Raw genomic sequence first — 16261 nt, 5'->3', positions numbered from 1 at the left:
TTTACGCCGGCAGCAACTCCCCCACCCCATACAGGCCCGCCAGCACGCGCGCGCGCTCGGGCAAGCCCTGCACCACCCAGGTGGCGCCACGGGCCAGCACCTCGCGCCGCACGGCCAGCAGCACCGCCAGCGCGGAGGAGTCGAATTCGTGCAGCGCACTGGCGTCGAGCACCACGTGCGCGCCCGTGCCCGCCGCGGCAAGCGCCGCGCGGCATTGGTCCAGATAGCCCTCGGCTTGGGCGTGCGTCAGCGTGGCCGGAACCGGGGGCAGGGTCATGGGGGATGGGGCCACCACGGCGGCTCACCCCGACTGGGCGTTGGCGCGGTTGCGCTCGGCCAAGGCGGCGATCAGGCCGTCGATGCCTTTGGCACTGATCTCCTGTGCAAACTGGGTGCGGTAGGTCTCGACCAACCACACCCCCAAAACGTTGAGGTCATACACCTTCCAGCCGGTGGGGGTTTGCTCCAGCCGGTAGTCGAGCTGGATCGGATCGCCTTTGCCGCGGATTTCGGAGCGCACGACGACCTCGGTCGCGCCGGGGGCCGCGCGCAGCGGCCGGATCACCAGCGTTTGGTCGCGGATCTGGGTCAATGCGCCCGAGTAGGTGCGCACCAACAGGGTTTTGAACTCGGCCTGCAGGCGCTGACGCTGCTCAGGCGTGGCCTGGCGCCAATAGCGGCCAACGGCCGATGCGGTCATGCGCTCGAAGTTGACGTGCGGCATGAGCTTGGTGTCGACCAGCTCCATGATGCGCCCCAGATCGCCGCTGCGCAGTGCCGGGTCGCGCTTGACGATGTCAAAGACCTCGCTGGCGACGCGCTGGATCAGCGCATCGGGGGCTTCCAATGTCTGCTGTGCGCGCGCGGCCAGGGGCCACAGGGGCAGCGCCAGCGCGGCAAGGGCCGCGCCCGCCAGCCACTGGCGGCGCGCAAGGGTCGCAGAGGTCACGGTGGGGGTTGCAGAAACCACGGTCATGTTCATGGACGGTTGGGGATCTTCAAGCGGTTTGGAGTTCCGGCGGTTTACCCATGGTTACAGCCTCACTCACGCTCGTCCTCGCCACGCGCGGCCTCGACCTGGCGCTGCCGGCGCGCCAGGTAGGCGTCGCGGGTAAAACTGTACTTGTCCAGCGCGGCCTGCTCCAGCATGTCACCGGCGCGCAACAGCGTCGCGCGCGTGTCCACCAGGCGCAGCGCCTGCGCACCGTTGCGGGTGCCAACGTCGTCGATGCCCTGCGCCACGGCGTCGCCGCGGCGGTCCAGCGGCAGCGCCACCGTCTCGCGCACGGTGGAGGGGCCCAGCAGCGGCAGCACCAGGTAGGGCCCCGTGGGCACGCCCCAGCGTCCGAGGGTGTGGCCAAAATCCAGCGTGGTGCGCGGGAGGCCCATTTCGCTGGCCACATCCAGCACCCCGCCCAGCCCAAACACGGTGTTGACGGCCACGCGCATCGCGTTTTCCGCCGCGGGCTGGGCGCGCGCCTGCAACAATGCGTTGAGCGCCGACCACACATCGCGCAGGTTGCCAAAAAAGTTGCCCACACCGGTGCGCACGGGCCCCGGCACGGCCGCCACATAACCCTCGGCCACGGGCTTGAGCACGGCGCGGTCCACCGCTTCGTTGAACTGGTAGACGCCCCGGTTGAACGGCTCCAGCGGGTCGCGCGGATGCGCGTCGGGCCCGCTGGCGCACCCCACTTGCAGCAGGACCGTGCACGCCAGCACCGCCGTGCCGGCGCGGCGCTGCCGCCGCCAAACGCGCTTCATTGCCCACCTCCCGCCTCGGCGGCTTTGTTGAACAAAAACTGCCCGATGAGGTTTTCCAGCACCACCGCCGACTGGGTTTGCGTGACCACATCGCCATCAGCCAGGTTGGCGTCCGACCCGCCCGGCTCCAGGCCGACATACTGCTCGCCCAGCAACCCACTGGTCAGGATTTTGAAGGAGCTGTCCTTGGGGAAGGCGTAGCGCGACTCCAGCGCCAACACCACACGGGCCTGAAAGGTCTTGTCGTCAAAGGCGATCGACTCCACCCGCCCGACCACCACCCCGCCGCTGCGCACCGCCGCCTTGGGCTTGAGCGAGCCGACATTGTCGAACGTCGCCGTCACCCGGTAGGTGGGGTTGAAGCTCAGGCTCAGCAAATTGGCCGCCTGCAGCGCCAGAAACAGGATGGCCGCTGCGCCAATCAGCACAAACAAGCCCACCCAGACGTCGATTTTGGATCGTTGCATCACCGTAGTGCCTTCCCTGTCAGATGCTGAACATCATCGCCGTGAGGATGAAGTCCAGCCCCAGCACCGTGAGCGAGGCCATCACCACGGTGCGTGTGGTCGCGCGCGAAACGCCCTCGGGGGTGGGGTGCGACTCGAACCCCTGCAGCAGCGCGATGAACGTCACCGCGATGCCAAACACCAGGCTCTTGATCATGCCGTTGCCGACATCGGACCAAACGTCCACGCCCCCTTGGATCTGGCTCCAGAACGCGCCGCCATCGACCCCGATCATCAGCACGCCCACCACCCAGCCGCCGATGATGCCCATGGCGCTGAACACCGCGGCCAACAAGGGCATGACGATCACCCCCGCCCAAAAACGGGGCGCCAGCACACGGTCGATCGGGTCCACCGCCATCATTTCCATGACGCTGAGCTGCTCGCCGGCCTTCATGAGGCCGATTTCGGCGGTCAGCGACGTGCCCGCGCGCCCGGCAAACAGCAGCGCCGTGACCACCGGCCCCAGCTCGCGCACCAGGCTCAGCGTCACCAGCAGCCCCAAGGCCTCGGCCGAGCCGTAGCGCTGCAGCGTGTAGTAACCCTGCAGGCCAAACACAAAGCCGACGAACAGGCCCGACACCGCAATGATCGACAGCGAGTAGTTGCCCAGAAAGTGGATCTGGTCGCGGATCAGCCCAAAGCGCCGAAAGCTGCCCCAACTGCCCACGAACAGCCGCATGAACAGGCGTGCGCCCAGCCCCAGATCGGCCAGCTTGGCCCGTACCGCAAAGCCCACATCGGCCGGATGCCACCACCTCATCGCGGCCCCCCCACGGGGCCGGCGGGCCCAAAATCCTGCTCCACCGCGGGCGCCGGGTAGTGAAAGCGCACCGGCCCGTCCGGCGACGCGCTGACGTACTGTTGGATCAGCGGGTTGTCGCTGTGGCGCACCTCGTCCGGGGTGCCCTCCATCGCCACGCGCCCGTTGGCCAGCACGATGATGTGGTCGGCCACGGCAAAGGTCGACTCGAGCTCGTGCGAGACCATGATGCTGGTCAGCCCCAGGGTGTCGTTGAGCTGGCGGATCAGCCGCGCCGCCGTGCCCAGCGAGATCGGGTCCAGGCCCGAGAACGGCTCGTCGTACATGATGAGCTCCGGATCGAGCGCAATCGCGCGCGCCAGCGCCACACGCCGCGCCATGCCGCCGGAGAGCTCGCCCGGCATGAGGTCACGCGCGCCACGCAGACCGACGGCGTGCAGCTTCATGAGCACGATGTCGCGGATCAGCGCCTCGGACAGCAGGGTGTGCTCGCGCAGCGGAAAGGCCACGTTGTCGAACACCGACATGTCCGTGAACAAGGCCCCAAACTGAAACAGCATGCCCATGCGCCGGCGCACCGCGTACAGGCCGTCGCGGTCGAGCGCACCCACGTCCAGGCCGTCGAACAACACCTGGCCGCTGCGCGCGCGCAGCTGCCCGCCGATGAGGCGCAGCAGCGTCGTCTTGCCACCGCCGGAGGTGCCGATGAGCACCGTCACCTTGCCGCGCGGCACGTGCAGGCTGACCCGGTCGAGCACGGTGCGGCCATCCCCGTACCCGAAGGTGAGGTTGCGCAGTTCGACGAGACAGGTGCTGGACGCCATGAATGCACAAAATGACAACAGCCGGCCAAGCCGGCTGTGCCTATCATACGGGATAACCCGCAATCGCGCCGGACGCCGCAGGCGCTCAACGCGGCAGCTCGGACACGCCCATCAGGAACTCGTCCACGGCGCGCGCGGCCTGGCGGCCTTCGCGGATGGCCCACACCACCAGCGACTGGCCACGGCGCATGTCACCGGCCGCAAACACCTTGGGCACGTTGGTGGCGTAGCCGCCCACGGCGTCGGTGTGTGCCTTGGCGTTGCCGCGCGCGTCCTTGTGCACCCCAAAGGCATCGAGCACGCTCGCCACCGGCGAGACGAAGCCCATGGCCAGCAGCACCAGGTCGGCCGGGTACTCCTTTTCGGTGCCGGGGATTTCCACCAGCTTGCCGTCTTTCATTTCCACATGGACGGTGCGCACCGCCTTGACCTTGCCGTTCTTGCCCACGAACTCCTTGGTGGCGATGGCGAACTCGCGCTGGCAGCCTTCCTCGTGGCTGGAGCTGGTGCGCAGCTTGAGCGGCCAGTACGGCCAGGTCAGGGGTTTGTTTTCCTGCGCCGGTGGCTGGGGCATGACCTCGAACTGCGTCACGCTGGCCGCGCCGTGGCGGTTGCTGGTGCCCACGCAGTCGCTGCCGGTATCACCGCCGCCAATGACGATGACGTGTTTGCCGGTGGCGACGATCTGTTTTTTCAGCTTGTCGCCGGCGTTGACCTTGTTTTGCTGCGGCAAAAACTCCATCGCGAAGTGGATGCCGTCCAGCTCCCGCCCCGGCACCGGCAGGTCGCGCGGCTGCTCGGCCCCGCCACACAGCAACACGGCGTCGAATTCGGCCCGCAGTTGCTCGGGGCTGATCACCTCGCGCGCATCGTTGTTGACCTTGCTGCCTTCGGGCAGTGCGCCCACCAGCACCCGGGTGCGGAAGGTCACCCCCTCGGCCTGCATCTGCTCGACGCGGCGGTCGATGAGCCACTTCTCCATCTTGAAGTCGGGAATGCCGTAGCGCAGCAAGCCGCCGATGCGGTCGTTCTTCTCGAACACCGTCACGTCGTGGCCGGCGCGCGCCAGCTGCTGCGCAGCCGCGAGCCCGGCCGGCCCGGAGCCAACGATGGCCACCTTCTTGCCGGTCTTGACCTTGGGCGGCTGCGGCACCACCCAGCCTTCGGCCCAGGCGCGGTCGATGATGGCGTGCTCGATCGACTTGATGCCCACCGGGTCGTTGTTGATGTTGAGCACGCACGCCGCCTCGCACGGCGCGGGGCAGATGCGGCCGGTGAATTCCGGGAAGTTGTTGGTGCTGTGCAGCACGGCGATGGCGTTTTTCCAGTCGCCGCGGTAGACCAAATCGTTGAAGTCCGGAATGATGTTGTTGACCGGGCAGCCGTTGTTGCAAAACGGCGTGCCACAGTCCATGCAGCGCGCGCCCTGGACCTTGGCCTGGGCCTCGTCCAGACCGATGACAAACTCACGGTAGTGCTTGACGCGCTCGGCCGGGGGCTGGTAGCCCTCCTCGATGCGCTCGAATTCCATGAAGCCGGTGATCTTTCCCATGATCGTATGCCTCGTGATGCGTTGCTCGGGGAGGGTCAGGCCGTAGCGGTCTTGCGTGCCTGGCCCGGCTTGTCGCCCTTGGCCGCGGCAGCCGGCACGGGCCGGGCCACCGAGGCCTGGCCCGCGAGCTCGGCCAGCGCCCGCTTGTACTCGTGCGGGAAGACCTTGACGAAGCGCATGCGGGCGCTCGCCCAATCATCCAGCAGCGCGCGCGCCTTGGTCGAGCCGGTCCAGCGGTGATGCGCCTCCAGCAACTCGCGCAGCTGGGCCTCGTCGGTCTGGCCGCGGTGCCAAATGGCGCGGTCCATGGTGGCCTCCTGCTCGGCACTGCTGACCACACGCTCCAGCGCCACCATGGCGGTGTTGCAGCGTTTGGCGAACTGGCCGTCCTCGTCGTACACGTAGGCGATGCCGCCGCTCATGCCGGCGGCAAAGTTGCGCCCGGTCGGCCCCAGCACCACGACGGTGCCGCCGGTCATGTATTCGCAACCGTGGTCGCCCGTGCCCTCCACCACCGCCGTCGCCCCGGACAGGCGCACCGCAAAACGCTCACCGGCCACGCCGCGGAAGAACGCCTCGCCACGCGTGGCGCCGTAGAGCACGGTGTTGCCAACGATGATGTTGTTGCCCGCGTCGCCGCGGAAATCGATGCTGGGTCGCACCACGATGCGCCCGCCCGACAGGCCCTTGCCGGTGTAGTCGTTGGCGTCGCCGATCAGGTACAGCGTGATGCCCTTGCAGAGGAAGGCACCAAACGACTGGCCGCCGGTGCCCTCCATCTGGATGCGGATGGTGTCGTCGGGCAGCCCCTCCGGGTGGTGGCGCGTGACCTCGCCCGAGAGCATCGCGCCCACGGTGCGGTTGACGTTGCGCACACTCTCGATGAAGTGCACCTTCTCGCCGCGCTCGATGGCCGGGCGGGCTTTTTCGATCAGCTTGACATCGAGCGCCTTGGCCAGGCCGTGGTCCTGCGCCTCCACATGGCGGCGCGGCACTTCGGCCGGCACCTCCGGCTGGTGCAGCAGGCGGCTGTAGTCCAGCCCCTTGGCCTTCCAGTGCGCGATGCCCTTCTTCATGTCGAGCAAATCGGTGCGGCCTACCAGGTCGTCGAACTTGCGAATGCCCAGCTGCGCCATGATCGCGCGCACCTCTTCGGCCACGAAGAAGAAATAGTTGACCACGTGCTCGGGCTTGCCGGCAAACTTTTTGCGCAGCACCGGGTCCTGCGTGGCCACGCCCACCGGGCAGGTGTTGAGGTGGCACTTGCGCATCATGATGCAGCCCTCGACCACCAGCGGCGCGGTGGCAAAGCCAAACTCATCCGCCCCGAGCAGGGCGCCGATCACCACGTCGCGGCCGGTCTTGATCTGGCCATCCACCTGCACGCGGATGCGGCCGCGCAGGCGGTTGAGCACCAGCGTCTGCTGGGTCTCGGCCAGGCCGATCTCCCAGGGGCTGCCGGCGTGCTTGATCGACGACCAGGGCGACGCGCCCGTGCCGCCGTCATGGCCGGCGATCACCACGTGGTCGGCCTTGGCCTTGGCCACACCCGCGGCGATCGTGCCCACGCCCACCTCCGACACCAGTTTGACCGAAATGTCGGCGCGCGGGTTGACGTTCTTGAGGTCGTGGATGAGCTGCGCTAGGTCCTCGATCGAATAGATGTCGTGGTGCGGCGGCGGGCTGATCAGGCCCACCCCCGGCACCGAGTAGCGCAAAAAGCCGATGTAGGGCGACACCTTGGTGCCGGGCAGCTGCCCCCCCTCGCCGGGCTTGGCACCCTGCGCCATCTTGATCTGGATCTGATCGGCGCTGACCAGGTACTCCGCGGTCACGCCAAAGCGCCCCGAGGCCACCTGCTTGATCTTGGAGCGCAGGCTGTCGCCCGGCTGCAGGGGAATGTCGGCTTCCACCTTGTCCGGCCCCAGGACGGAGGCCAGCGTCTCGCCCTGGCGGATCGGGATGCCCTTGAGCTCGTTGCGGTAGCGCGCCGGGTCTTCCCCGCCTTCGCCGGTGTTGGACTTGCCACCGATGCGGTTCATCGCGATCGCCAGCGTCGCGTGCGCCTCGGTGCTGATCGAGCCCAGCGACATGGCGCCCGTGGCAAAGCGCTTGACGATCTCGCTGGCGGGCTCCACCTCCTCGATGGGGATGACCTTGGCCGGATCGACCTTGAACTCGAACAAGCCGCGCAGGGTCATGTGGCGACGCGACTGGTCGTTGATGATTTGCGCGTACTCCTTGTAGGTGGCAAAGTTGCCGGCGCGGGTGGCGTGCTGCAGCTTGGCAATCGCATCGGGCGTCCACATGTGCTCTTCGCCCCGGGCGCGCCAAGCGTATTCGCCCCCCACGTCCAGCATATCGGCCAGCAGCGGGTCGTCGCCAAAGGCGCGGCGGTGCAGGCGGATCGCCTCCTCGGCGATTTCGAACACGCCGATGCCCTCGACGCGGCTGGCGGTGCCGGTGAAGTATTTTTCGATGGTCGCGCTGTTGATGCCCACCGCCTCGAACAGCTGCGCGCCGCAGTAGCTCATGTAGGTGGACACGCCCATCTTGGACATGATCTTGGACAGGCCCTTGCCCACCGCCTTGATGTAGTTGGCAATGGCCTTGTCGGCCGACAGATCGCCGGGCAAATCCTTGTGGATGGCCTTGAGCGTATCCAGCGCCAGGTACGGATGCACCGCCTCGGCGCCATAGCCGGCCAGCACCGCAAAGTGGTGCACCTCACGCGCGCTGCCCGTTTCCACGACCAAGCCGGTGGCCGTGCGCAGGCCCTCGCGGATGAGGTGCTGGTGCACCGCCGACAGCGCCAGCAGGGCGGGAATGGCCACGCGCTCGCGGTTGACGGCGCGATCGCTCAGGATCAGGATGTTGCTGCCGCTCTTGATCGCGTCCACCGCTTCGGCGCACAGCGAGGCCAGGCGCGCCTCCACCCCCTCCTTGCCCCAGGCCACGGGATACGTGATGTCGAGCGTGCTGCTCTTGAACTTGCCGCCGGTGCGGCGCTCGATGTCGCGCAGCTTGGCCATGTCGGCGTGGTTGAGCACGGGTTGGCTCACCTCCAGCCGCATGGGCGGGTTGACCTGGTTGATGTCGAGCAGGTTGGGACGCGGGCCAATGAAGGAGACCAGCGACATCACGATCGCCTCGCGGATCGGGTCGATCGGCGGGTTGGTCACCTGTGCAAACAGCTGCTTGAAGTAGTTGTACAGCGGCTTGGGGCGGTCCGACAGCACCGGCAGCGGGCTGTCGTTGCCCATGGAGCCCACACCCTCCTCACCGTTTTGCGCCATCGGCGCCATGAGGAACTTGATGTCCTCCTGCGTGTAGCCAAACGCCTGCTGCAAATCGAGCAGCTGCGCGTCCACGTGCTCCATCGCCGCGTGCGACGACTCGTCGGCCACGGTGCGCACGCTGGCCTCGTCATCGCCGGCCACCGGCCGCTCGACACTGTCGAGGCGGATGCGCAGGTTCTCGATCCACTGCTTGTAGGGCTTGGCGTTGGCCAGCGTGGCCTTGACCTCCTCGTCGTCGATCAGGCGCCCTTGTTCCAGGTCGATCAAAAACATCTTGCCCGGCTGCAAGCGCCACTTGCGCACGATCTTGTTCTCGGGGACCGGCAACACGCCCGATTCGGACGCCATGATGACGAAGTCGTCGTCGGTGACGCAGTAGCGCGAGGGGCGCAGGCCGTTGCGGTCCAGCGTAGCGCCGATTTGGCGCCCATCGGTGAAGACGATCGAGGCCGGGCCGTCCCAGGGCTCCAGCATCGCGGCGTGGTATTCGTAAAACGCGCGCCGACGCTCATCCATGAGCGTGTGCTGCTCCCACGGCTCCGGAATCATCATCATCACCGCCTGCGCCAACGGATAGCCCGCCATGGTCAGCAGCTCCAGGCAGTTGTCGAACGTGGCGGTGTCGGACTGCCCGGCAAAGCTGATCGGGTAGAGCTTCTTGAGGTCGGCACCGAGCACGGGCGAACGCATGACGCCCTCGCGCGCACGCATCCAGTTGTAGTTGCCCTTGACGGTGTTGATCTCGCCGTTGTGCGCCACATAGCGGTAGGGGTGCGCCAGCGGCCACTCAGGGAAGGTGTTGGTCGAAAAACGCTGGTGCACCAACCCCAAGGCCGAGACGCAGCGCGGGTCCTGCAGGTCGAGGTAGTACTCGCCCACCTGGTTGGCCAGCAGCAACCCCTTGTAGACCACGGTGCGGCTGCTCATGCTCGGCACGTAGTACTCTTTGCTGTGGGTCAGCTGCAGCCGCTGAATGGCGGCGCTGGCCGTCTTGCGGATGACGTAGAGCTTGCGCTCCAGCGCATCTTGCACGATCACGTCGCTGCCGCGCCCGATGAACACCTGGCGGATGACCGGCTCGGTCTTGCGCACCGTGGGGGACATGGGCATGTCCCGGTTCACCGGCACGTCACGCCAGCCCAGCAGCACCTGGCCTTCGGCCTTGATGGCGCGCTCGAGCTCCTGCTCGCACGCCAGGCGGCTGGCGTGCTCTTTGGGCAGGAAGATCATGCCCACACCGTACTCACCCGGCGGCGGCAGCGTCACGCCCTGCTTGGCCATCTCCTCGCGGTAGAGCGGATCGGGGATTTGCAGCAGGATGCCCGCGCCATCGCCCATCAGGGGATCGGCACCGACCGCCCCGCGGTGGTCGAGGTTTTCCAGAATCTTGAGCGCTTGCGTGACGATCTCGTGGCTTTTGCGGCCCTTGATGTGGGCGACGAAGCCAACGCCACAGGCGTCGTGCTCTTGAGCAGCGTCATAGAGGCCACGCTGCGCGGCCAGGGTTTGGGGGGTAGCGGTCACGCCGGACTCCTGGGTCGGTTGACAAAAACGACCACAGGATAGTGCATCGCAGCAAAAACAGCAAGTGGATTTTTTGGGGTCAGATCACAATTTTTTATCTGTCTTTCGAGTAGTAGAGTTTTTTGGGGACAGATCAACCGGTGGTTTACGGGGGCGCCCGGGCCGGGCCGGGCGGGTGCGGCGGCCGGTTTGGGCCTCCAACCCCGCCAAAAAGGCTGCGTCCCCAATCGGCCAGCCCTTGAGCGCGGCCTCCCGCAACGCCTGCTCGCGCGTGGCCGGCAGCCCCGCGCGCACCTGCTCCCGGTAGGCGGCTTCGCGGGCAAAAGGCGTGTCGCCCAAGGCCCACCAAGGGGGCGGCGGCTGCACATCGCGCAGCGGCGCCAGGCCCACGTAGGCGCGGTGGGTGGACCACGGCCAGCCGTCGGGTGACGGCGCCAGGCCGGCGCGCACCGGTTCGTGATCCAGCCACACCATGGCCGTCAGCACCTCGGCCGGGGCCACCACGGAGGCGCGGTAACGCCCCTCCCACAACGTGCCGCTGCGGCCGTGCCGCTGGTTGAAGCGCCGCACGTAGCGGCGGCCGATGTCTTGCATCAGGCGCGACAGGGCGCCGTCCCGCCGGGGTGTGACGAGCAGCCATAGTGCCGTGTCGAGCAGCACCCAGGCGTGGACCTCCACGCCCTCGCGCGCCACGGCTTCGGCCAGCAGCGCGACGAAGGCCGCGCGGTCTTCATCGTCCACGAAGACGAGCTGGCGGTTGTGCCCCTGCCACACCACCAGGTGCGGCAGACCGGTGACCGCCAAGCGCGGCAAGCGCGCCATTCAGGCGCCCTCCTGCCCGGGGCGCGGTGCGCGCACCTGCTGCGCCAGGCGCGCGTGCAGGGCCGCGGCCAGCAGCGCGCCCACCGCGCAGCACGCCACGTTGACCGTCCACGTCCACTGCCAGCCGCCAACCCGGGCCGCCAGCGCCGCCACCAACGGCGGGCCCACGAACTGCCCCAGCGACGACCATTGCTGCACCCAGCCCACCGTCGTCGAAACCGTCTGCGGCCCCGGTGCCAGCCGCACCGCCAGCGCAAACAAGGTCCCCGGGATCAGGCCACCGACGGCGGAAAACACCAGCGCCGATGCATAGGCCAGCCCCGCGCCTGCCGTGAAAGTGCCCACGGCGCCAAGGGCCATGGCGCCATAGCCCGTCCAGAGCAGCGACCGCGGTGCCACGCCGCGCGCCAGCAAGCGGCCGGCCGCAATGTTGCCGGTCAGATTGACACCTGCCACCAGCGCGCTGGCCCAGCCCACGCGCGCCGGCGACCAACCGGCTTCGGTGTAGAGGGTGGGCAAAAACCCGACGACCGCCAGCCATTGGCCGGAGTACATCAAAAACGCACTGGCCACAAGCCACGGCCCCGGCGCAGACAGCGTGGTGTGCAACCCGTGCCGAAGGGCCGCCCATGCCTGTGCGTCGCGCGCGCGCGGGCCATCCGGCGCCACGTACACGCGCACCCCGGCCGCGCACAGCGCCGCCAGCACGGCCAGCACAGCCCAGGTCAGGCGCCACCCGATGGTGGCATACGCCAGCGGCGTCACCAGCAAGCCGGTGGCCGCGCCGATCGGCATGTACGCCCCCCACCAGCCCAGCGCGCGGTTGAGCGGGCCCGGCTCGGTGACCGTGCGGCGCAGCAACGCGGGCGCAGGCAACACGGTCATGAGGAACCCGACCCCCTCAAGGCCGCGCGTGCCCAGCAGCGCCGCCGCGCCTGGCGCCACAGCCCCGAGCGCGCTGCCCGCCGCCAACAGCACCAGTCCCACCATCATCACCCGCCGCGGCCCCAGCCGGTCCGCCAACTGGCCCAGCAGCGCGCCCAAGGTCATGCCCGCGAACTGGATCATGGACAGCAAAAAGCCCCCCTGCACCAGGGTCAGGCCCAGCTCCTGCGCGAGCAGCGGCAACGCGGGCGGCAGCTTGCCCACGTGCAGCGCACTGGCGATGCCCACCGCCACGATCAGGCGCGCCTGCACCGGCAACGCGCTGCGCGGCGTGGGCGTCGGCGCGGGGCGATCGTGCATGACGCTACCCAAACAACCGCTGCCCGGTCAGCCGCTCGTGCTCACGGATGGCAAAGCGGTCGGTCATGCCCGCGATGTAATCCGCCACCTGGCGGCGCAACGACAGGCCTTCGCGCCGGCTGCCGGGGGGCAGCAGCGCCGGGTCTGCGCAATACACGCGGTAGAGGTCGGCCACCACCTGCCGCGCCCGCCCCGTGGTCTCCATCACCTGCGGGTGGCGGTAGAGGTGGTTCAACAAAAAGCGCTTGAGCGCCGCCGAGGCCTCGCGCATCCCGGCCGAAAACCGCAACAGCGGCGGGTGCGCGCGCACGTCCTGCAGCGTTTGCACACCCGCCTCGCGCAGCGCCTGCCGGGTGGCATCGATCACGTCGTAGACCTGGGCGCTCAACATGCGCCGTATGGTCTCGTACAACAGGCGCCGCCCGCGCAGCGTGGGGTGGTCGCTGAGGGCCGCGCGCCGATGCTCATCGAACAGCGCCACCGCCTCGAGCTGCTCCAGCGTCAGCAGGCCGCTGCGCACACCGTCGTCGATGTCGTGGGCGTTGTAAGCGATTTCATCGGCCACATTGGCCAGTTGCGCCTCCAGCGAGGGCGACGCCCCGCGCAGGAAGCGCGCACCCACGCCGTCCGGCTCGCGCGTCTCCAGCCACGCGGCGTTGGCACGCGAGCAATGCTTGAGGATGCCCTCACGGGTTTCAAAACACAGGTTGAGGCCGTCGAATGCGGGGTAGCGCGCTTCCAGCTCATCCACCACGCGCAGGCTCTGCAGGTTGTGCTCGAAGCCGCCGTGCGGTTCATCCGGCCCGCGCGGCTCCTGCGCGGCAGGGCCGTTGTCCTCGTGCAGGCAGGCGTTGAGCGCGTCCTGCCCGGCATGGCCAAAGGGCGTGTGCCCCAGGTCGTGCGCCAGCGCGATGGCCTCCACCAAATCCTCGTGCAGACCCAGCGCGCGCGCGATGCTGCGCCCGAGCTGGGCCACCTCCAGCGAATGCGTCAGCCGGGTGCGAAACAAGTCCCCTTCGTGGTTGAGGAACACCTGGGTCTTGTACACCAGCCGCCGAAACGCGGTGGAGTGGATCACGCGGTCGCGGTCGCGTTGAAACGGGTTGCGCGTCGGTGCCGCCGGCTCGGGGTAACGTCGCCCGCGGCTGCGCGCTGGATCGCAGGCATACGGCGCCAGGGTCATGGCCTCAGCGGCTGCACGCCTCGATGACCTCGGCCACCACCGCGTCCGGCACCGCCTGCAGCGCGGCGTGGCCCTGCTCGTCCACCACGACGAAGCGGATCGCACCGCCTTCGGCCTTTTTATCCACCCGCATCAGCGCCAGGTAGCGCGCGGCGTTGTCGGGCCCCAGCACGGGCGCACGCGTGGGCAGGCCTGCCGCGGCCGTCAGGCGGGTAAGCCGCTCCACATAAGCCTGCGACACCCGGCCCAGGCGCTGCGACAGCGTGGCCGCCATCACCATGCCACAGCCCACCGCCTCGCCATGCAGCCAAGCCCCATAGCCCAGCCCCGCCTCGATGGCGTGGCCAAACGTGTGGCCAAAGTTGAGGATGGCGCGCAGGCCGGATTCACGCTCGTCCTCGCCGACCACGGCGGCTTTGATTTCGCAGCTGCGGCGCACCGCGTAGGCAACGGCCACCGGATCGCGCGCCATGAGTGCCCCCAGGTGGGCCTCGATCCAGTCCAAAAACGCCGGATCGAAAATCGGCCCGTATTTGATGACCTCGGCCAAGCCGGCGCTGTACTCGCGCGCCGGCAACGTGGCCAGCGTATCCAGGTCGCACACCACCCGCACCGGCTGGTAAAACGCGCCGATCATGTTCTTGCCCAGCGGGTGGTTGATGGCGGTCTTGCCGCCGACCGAGGAATCCACCTGCGCCAGCAGCGTGGTGGGCACCTGCACAAAGGGCACGCCACGCATGTAGCACGCGGCGGCAAACCCGGTCATGTCGCCGATGACGCCGCCGCCCAGCGCCAGCAGCACGGTCTTGCGGTCGCACGCCTGCTCGAGCAGCGCGTCGAAGATGCGGTTGAGCGTCGGCCAGTCCTTGTGGGCCTCGCCGTCGGGCAGCACCACCTCCAGCACGCGCGGGTAGTGGGGGGCAAGCGCTGCGTGCAGTGCCGCCGCGTACAACGGGGCCACCGTGGTGTTGCTCACGATCACCGCGGTCGAGGCCCGCGGCAAGCCGGCCCAGGTCGCAGGCTCACGCAGCAACCCCGCACCGATCAGTATGGGGTAACTGCGCTGCCCCAAATCAATGGTGACCACGTGCGCCGGCCCATGCGGCACGCGCGCCACCGCTGCATCACCGGCCGCACCGCCGGGCGAGAGAGTCGCGTCCATGGCCGGAGTTTAGCCGCCAGCGGCCGGCACCGGCGGCGCGGCGGCGCCCAACTCCAGCTGCATCACGATCATGTTGACCAGGGTCGCCACCGAGGGGCGCCCGGTCTCGATGGTGTAGTGCGCCGTCTCGCGGTACAACGGGTCGCGCTGGGCATACAGCTCGCGCAAGCGCTGCACCGGGTCGGCCACCTGCAACAGCGGGCGCGTGCGGTCGTGCCGCAAGCGCCGCGCCAGTTCCTCCGGCGACGAGCGCAGGTAAAACACCCGCCCCCGCTCGCGCAAATGCCGCCGGTTGGCCGGCCGCAGCACGGCGCCGCCGCCGGTGGACAGCACGCAGGGCGGCCCCTGCGTGAGCTCGTCGATCACCGCCTCCTCAAGGTCGCGAAACGCGGCCTCGCCCTCGCGCACGAAGAATTCGCGAATCGTGCAGCCGGTGCGCGCCTCGATCACCTGGTCGGCGTCGACGAAGGGCAGCTGCAGCCGCCGCGCCAACTGCCGCCCGACCGTGGTTTTGCCCGTGCCGGGGAGGCCGATGAGATACGCGCCTCCCGTCATCAGGGGCAAGCCGTGTTGGTGTTCGCCACCGTCACGGTCGCCGTACCCACCGAACCATTGCTATCCACGACCGTGATGGTCACAGGCGTATTGGCAGATACGCAGGTGGTCCCGGACACCGTCCCCGTGAAGGATCCATAGGTCTTGACCGAACCGTCGGCATTGAATTCGGGCTTGGTCACGCCCGAAATCGCAAACAACGACGGATTGCTGCTGAAAACGGACAGGTCATCTTTTGCTGCCGTGAAAACACTAAATTTCACCGATTCACCCGACTGCTCACCGAGCGTGAGAGCAGACGGTGAGACGCGAATCTGTGTGGTCGCAACGTTTGCGGTCACGGTGACCTTGACCGTTTTACCCGTCACATCCGAAAACACGACATCGACGTCCCCTGTTGCCAGCAGTCCCGTGATCTCAAAGGCGCTGTCCGAGCCCGTCACCGGCCGTACCTGTATCACCGCCGGAATGCCACCAGCAATCGAATACGGCTTTTGGCCGCCGGACAGCACCACGGTCGCCGGTATGCCGATCTGCAACGTCAGCTTGTCCGACGAAATACGCAGTTCCGGAGAGCCCACGGTCACGGCGACCTCCAGCTCCGTACCCGCAGCATCCCGTATACGCACCTTCATATCACCAATGGCCACACCTTGTATGCGCCACTGCTCGGCATCGAGCTGGGTGACCGTCGCAACCAGCGGGGCGTTGCCCGTGATGACATACGGCTTGACGCCACCGGCCACGCGGAAGGTGCGCGCCTCGCTCGGGCCCACACCCAGCTGTAACGAAGCAGGCGCCGTCGTGTACAGCGGGATGCTCGTCCCCACTTTCACCGCCAGCGAGACGGCAGTTCCTGCACGGTCGGTTACGGTCACTTGGGTGTCGCCTGCGTTTTGCCCGCCAATGACCAAGCTATTGGCGTCGAGCGCCGCGACGGCGATGGCCTGCTCCTGGCTGACCACGCGGTAAGGCGGCACACCACCCGACACGGGCAGCGTTCGCGCCTCACCGGGCATGAGCGTCACCGCCGTCACGCCACCTACCGTCAGCGCACCCTCG

General features: G+C 68.1%; 14 protein-coding genes. All 14 read right to left on the bottom strand.

All coding sequences use genetic code 11. From position 1 onward, the window contains the following. Nucleotide 1: 1 nt before the first annotated feature. The 14 genes from Tther_RS01990 to Tther_RS01925 all read right to left on the bottom strand — a co-directional run bounded on the left by Tther_RS01990 (nt 2) and on the right by Tther_RS01925 (nt 16236). Nucleotides 2-277 (bottom strand): STAS domain-containing protein, encoded by a 276-nt coding sequence (locus Tther_RS01990; RefSeq protein WP_143900355.1) that lies wholly within the window; start codon nt 275-277, stop codon nt 2-4. Nucleotides 278-301: 24 nt separating this feature from the next. Next, nucleotides 302-976, bottom strand: a complete 675-nt coding sequence (locus Tther_RS01985; protein ID WP_143900489.1) for an MlaC/ttg2D family ABC transporter substrate-binding protein — start codon at nt 974-976, stop codon at nt 302-304. A gap of 65 nt (nt 977-1041) precedes the next feature. Then, a complete protein-coding gene (locus Tther_RS01980; RefSeq protein WP_143900353.1) occupies nt 1042-1764 on the bottom strand; it encodes an MlaA family lipoprotein in 723 nt (240 codons plus the stop codon). Next, nucleotides 1761-2231 carry an outer membrane lipid asymmetry maintenance protein MlaD gene (gene mlaD / locus Tther_RS01975; protein ID WP_143900351.1) on the bottom strand — a complete coding sequence of 157 codons (471 nt, stop codon included), beginning with the start codon at nt 2229-2231 and terminating at the stop codon, nt 1761-1763. Before mlaD ends, Tther_RS01980 begins: the two co-directional genes overlap by 4 nt. Nucleotides 2232-2250: 19 nt before the next feature. Further along, entirely contained in the window at nt 2251-3033 is a 783-nt protein-coding gene (gene mlaE, locus Tther_RS01970; protein ID WP_143900348.1) for a lipid asymmetry maintenance ABC transporter permease subunit MlaE, read from the bottom strand. Then, entirely contained in the window at nt 3030-3857 is an 828-nt protein-coding gene (locus tag Tther_RS01965) for an ABC transporter ATP-binding protein (RefSeq protein WP_143900346.1), read from the bottom strand. The genes mlaE and Tther_RS01965 overlap by 4 nt, the downstream gene beginning before the upstream one ends. A gap of 85 nt (nt 3858-3942) precedes the next feature. Next, nucleotides 3943-5409, bottom strand: a complete 1467-nt coding sequence (locus tag Tther_RS01960) for a glutamate synthase subunit beta (protein WP_143900344.1) — start codon at nt 5407-5409, stop codon at nt 3943-3945. 35 nt (nt 5410-5444) lie between these two features. After that, complete coding sequence (locus Tther_RS01955) at nt 5445-10232, bottom strand: glutamate synthase-related protein (protein WP_143900342.1); 4788 nt, start codon at nt 10230-10232, stop codon at nt 5445-5447. Between the two features lie 84 nt (nt 10233-10316). Continuing rightward, nucleotides 10317-11054 (bottom strand): transposase, encoded by a 738-nt coding sequence (locus Tther_RS01950; RefSeq protein WP_143900340.1) that lies wholly within the window; start codon nt 11052-11054, stop codon nt 10317-10319. Then, nucleotides 11055-12299 (bottom strand): MFS transporter, encoded by a 1245-nt coding sequence (locus Tther_RS01945; protein WP_143900338.1) that lies wholly within the window; start codon nt 12297-12299, stop codon nt 11055-11057. Between the two features lie 4 nt (nt 12300-12303). Further along, nucleotides 12304-13482: a deoxyguanosinetriphosphate triphosphohydrolase gene (locus Tther_RS01940; protein ID WP_143900336.1), complete on the bottom strand. Its 1179-nt coding sequence runs from the start codon at nt 13480-13482 to the stop codon at nt 12304-12306. A gap of 4 nt (nt 13483-13486) precedes the next feature. After that, nucleotides 13487-14644, bottom strand: a complete 1158-nt coding sequence (aroB, locus tag Tther_RS01935) for a 3-dehydroquinate synthase (protein ID WP_143900334.1) — start codon at nt 14642-14644, stop codon at nt 13487-13489. 9 nt (nt 14645-14653) lie between these two features. Further along, entirely contained in the window at nt 14654-15199 is a 546-nt protein-coding gene (locus Tther_RS01930) for a shikimate kinase (RefSeq protein ID WP_143900332.1), read from the bottom strand. Next, a complete protein-coding gene (locus Tther_RS01925; RefSeq protein WP_185974974.1) occupies nt 15199-16236 on the bottom strand; it encodes a pilus assembly protein N-terminal domain-containing protein in 1038 nt (345 codons plus the stop codon). Before Tther_RS01925 ends, Tther_RS01930 begins: the two co-directional genes overlap by 1 nt. Nucleotides 16237-16261 lie beyond the last annotated feature (25 nt).

It is taken from the genome of Tepidimonas thermarum (assembly GCF_007556705.1).
In the GTDB taxonomy this organism is placed as follows: Bacteria; Pseudomonadota; Gammaproteobacteria; order Burkholderiales; family Burkholderiaceae_C; genus Tepidimonas; species Tepidimonas thermarum.
The sequence above is the reverse complement of the archived record's forward strand: the minus strand, read 5'-3'. Positions and strand labels throughout refer to the sequence as shown.

What these genes read in the sequence shown, in the direction of transcription:
- Tther_RS01980 (WP_143900353.1), bottom strand. Translation starts at nt 1,764, where the DNA reads ATGAAGCGCGTTTGGCGGCGGCAGCGCCGCGCCGGCACGGCGGTGCTG.
- Tther_RS01945 (WP_143900338.1), bottom strand. Translation starts at nt 12,299, where the DNA reads ATGCACGATCGCCCCGCGCCGACGCCCACGCCGCGCAGCGCGTTGCCG.
- Tther_RS01965 (WP_143900346.1), bottom strand. Translation starts at nt 3,857, where the DNA reads ATGGCGTCCAGCACCTGTCTCGTCGAACTGCGCAACCTCACCTTCGGG.
- Tther_RS01930 (WP_143900332.1), bottom strand. Translation starts at nt 15,199, where the DNA reads ATGACGGGAGGCGCGTATCTCATCGGCCTCCCCGGCACGGGCAAAACC.
- mlaE (WP_143900348.1), bottom strand. Translation starts at nt 3,033, where the DNA reads ATGAGGTGGTGGCATCCGGCCGATGTGGGCTTTGCGGTACGGGCCAAG.
- Tther_RS01940 (WP_143900336.1), bottom strand. Translation starts at nt 13,482, where the DNA reads ATGACCCTGGCGCCGTATGCCTGCGATCCAGCGCGCAGCCGCGGGCGA.
- Tther_RS01990 (WP_143900355.1), bottom strand. Translation starts at nt 277, where the DNA reads ATGACCCTGCCCCCGGTTCCGGCCACGCTGACGCACGCCCAAGCCGAG.
- Tther_RS01960 (WP_143900344.1), bottom strand. Translation starts at nt 5,409, where the DNA reads ATGGGAAAGATCACCGGCTTCATGGAATTCGAGCGCATCGAGGAGGGC.
- Tther_RS01985 (WP_143900489.1), bottom strand. Translation starts at nt 976, where the DNA reads ATGACCGTGGTTTCTGCAACCCCCACCGTGACCTCTGCGACCCTTGCG.
- Tther_RS01950 (WP_143900340.1), bottom strand. Translation starts at nt 11,054, where the DNA reads ATGGCGCGCTTGCCGCGCTTGGCGGTCACCGGTCTGCCGCACCTGGTG.
- mlaD (WP_143900351.1), bottom strand. Translation starts at nt 2,231, where the DNA reads ATGCAACGATCCAAAATCGACGTCTGGGTGGGCTTGTTTGTGCTGATT.
- aroB (WP_143900334.1), bottom strand. Translation starts at nt 14,644, where the DNA reads ATGGACGCGACTCTCTCGCCCGGCGGTGCGGCCGGTGATGCAGCGGTG.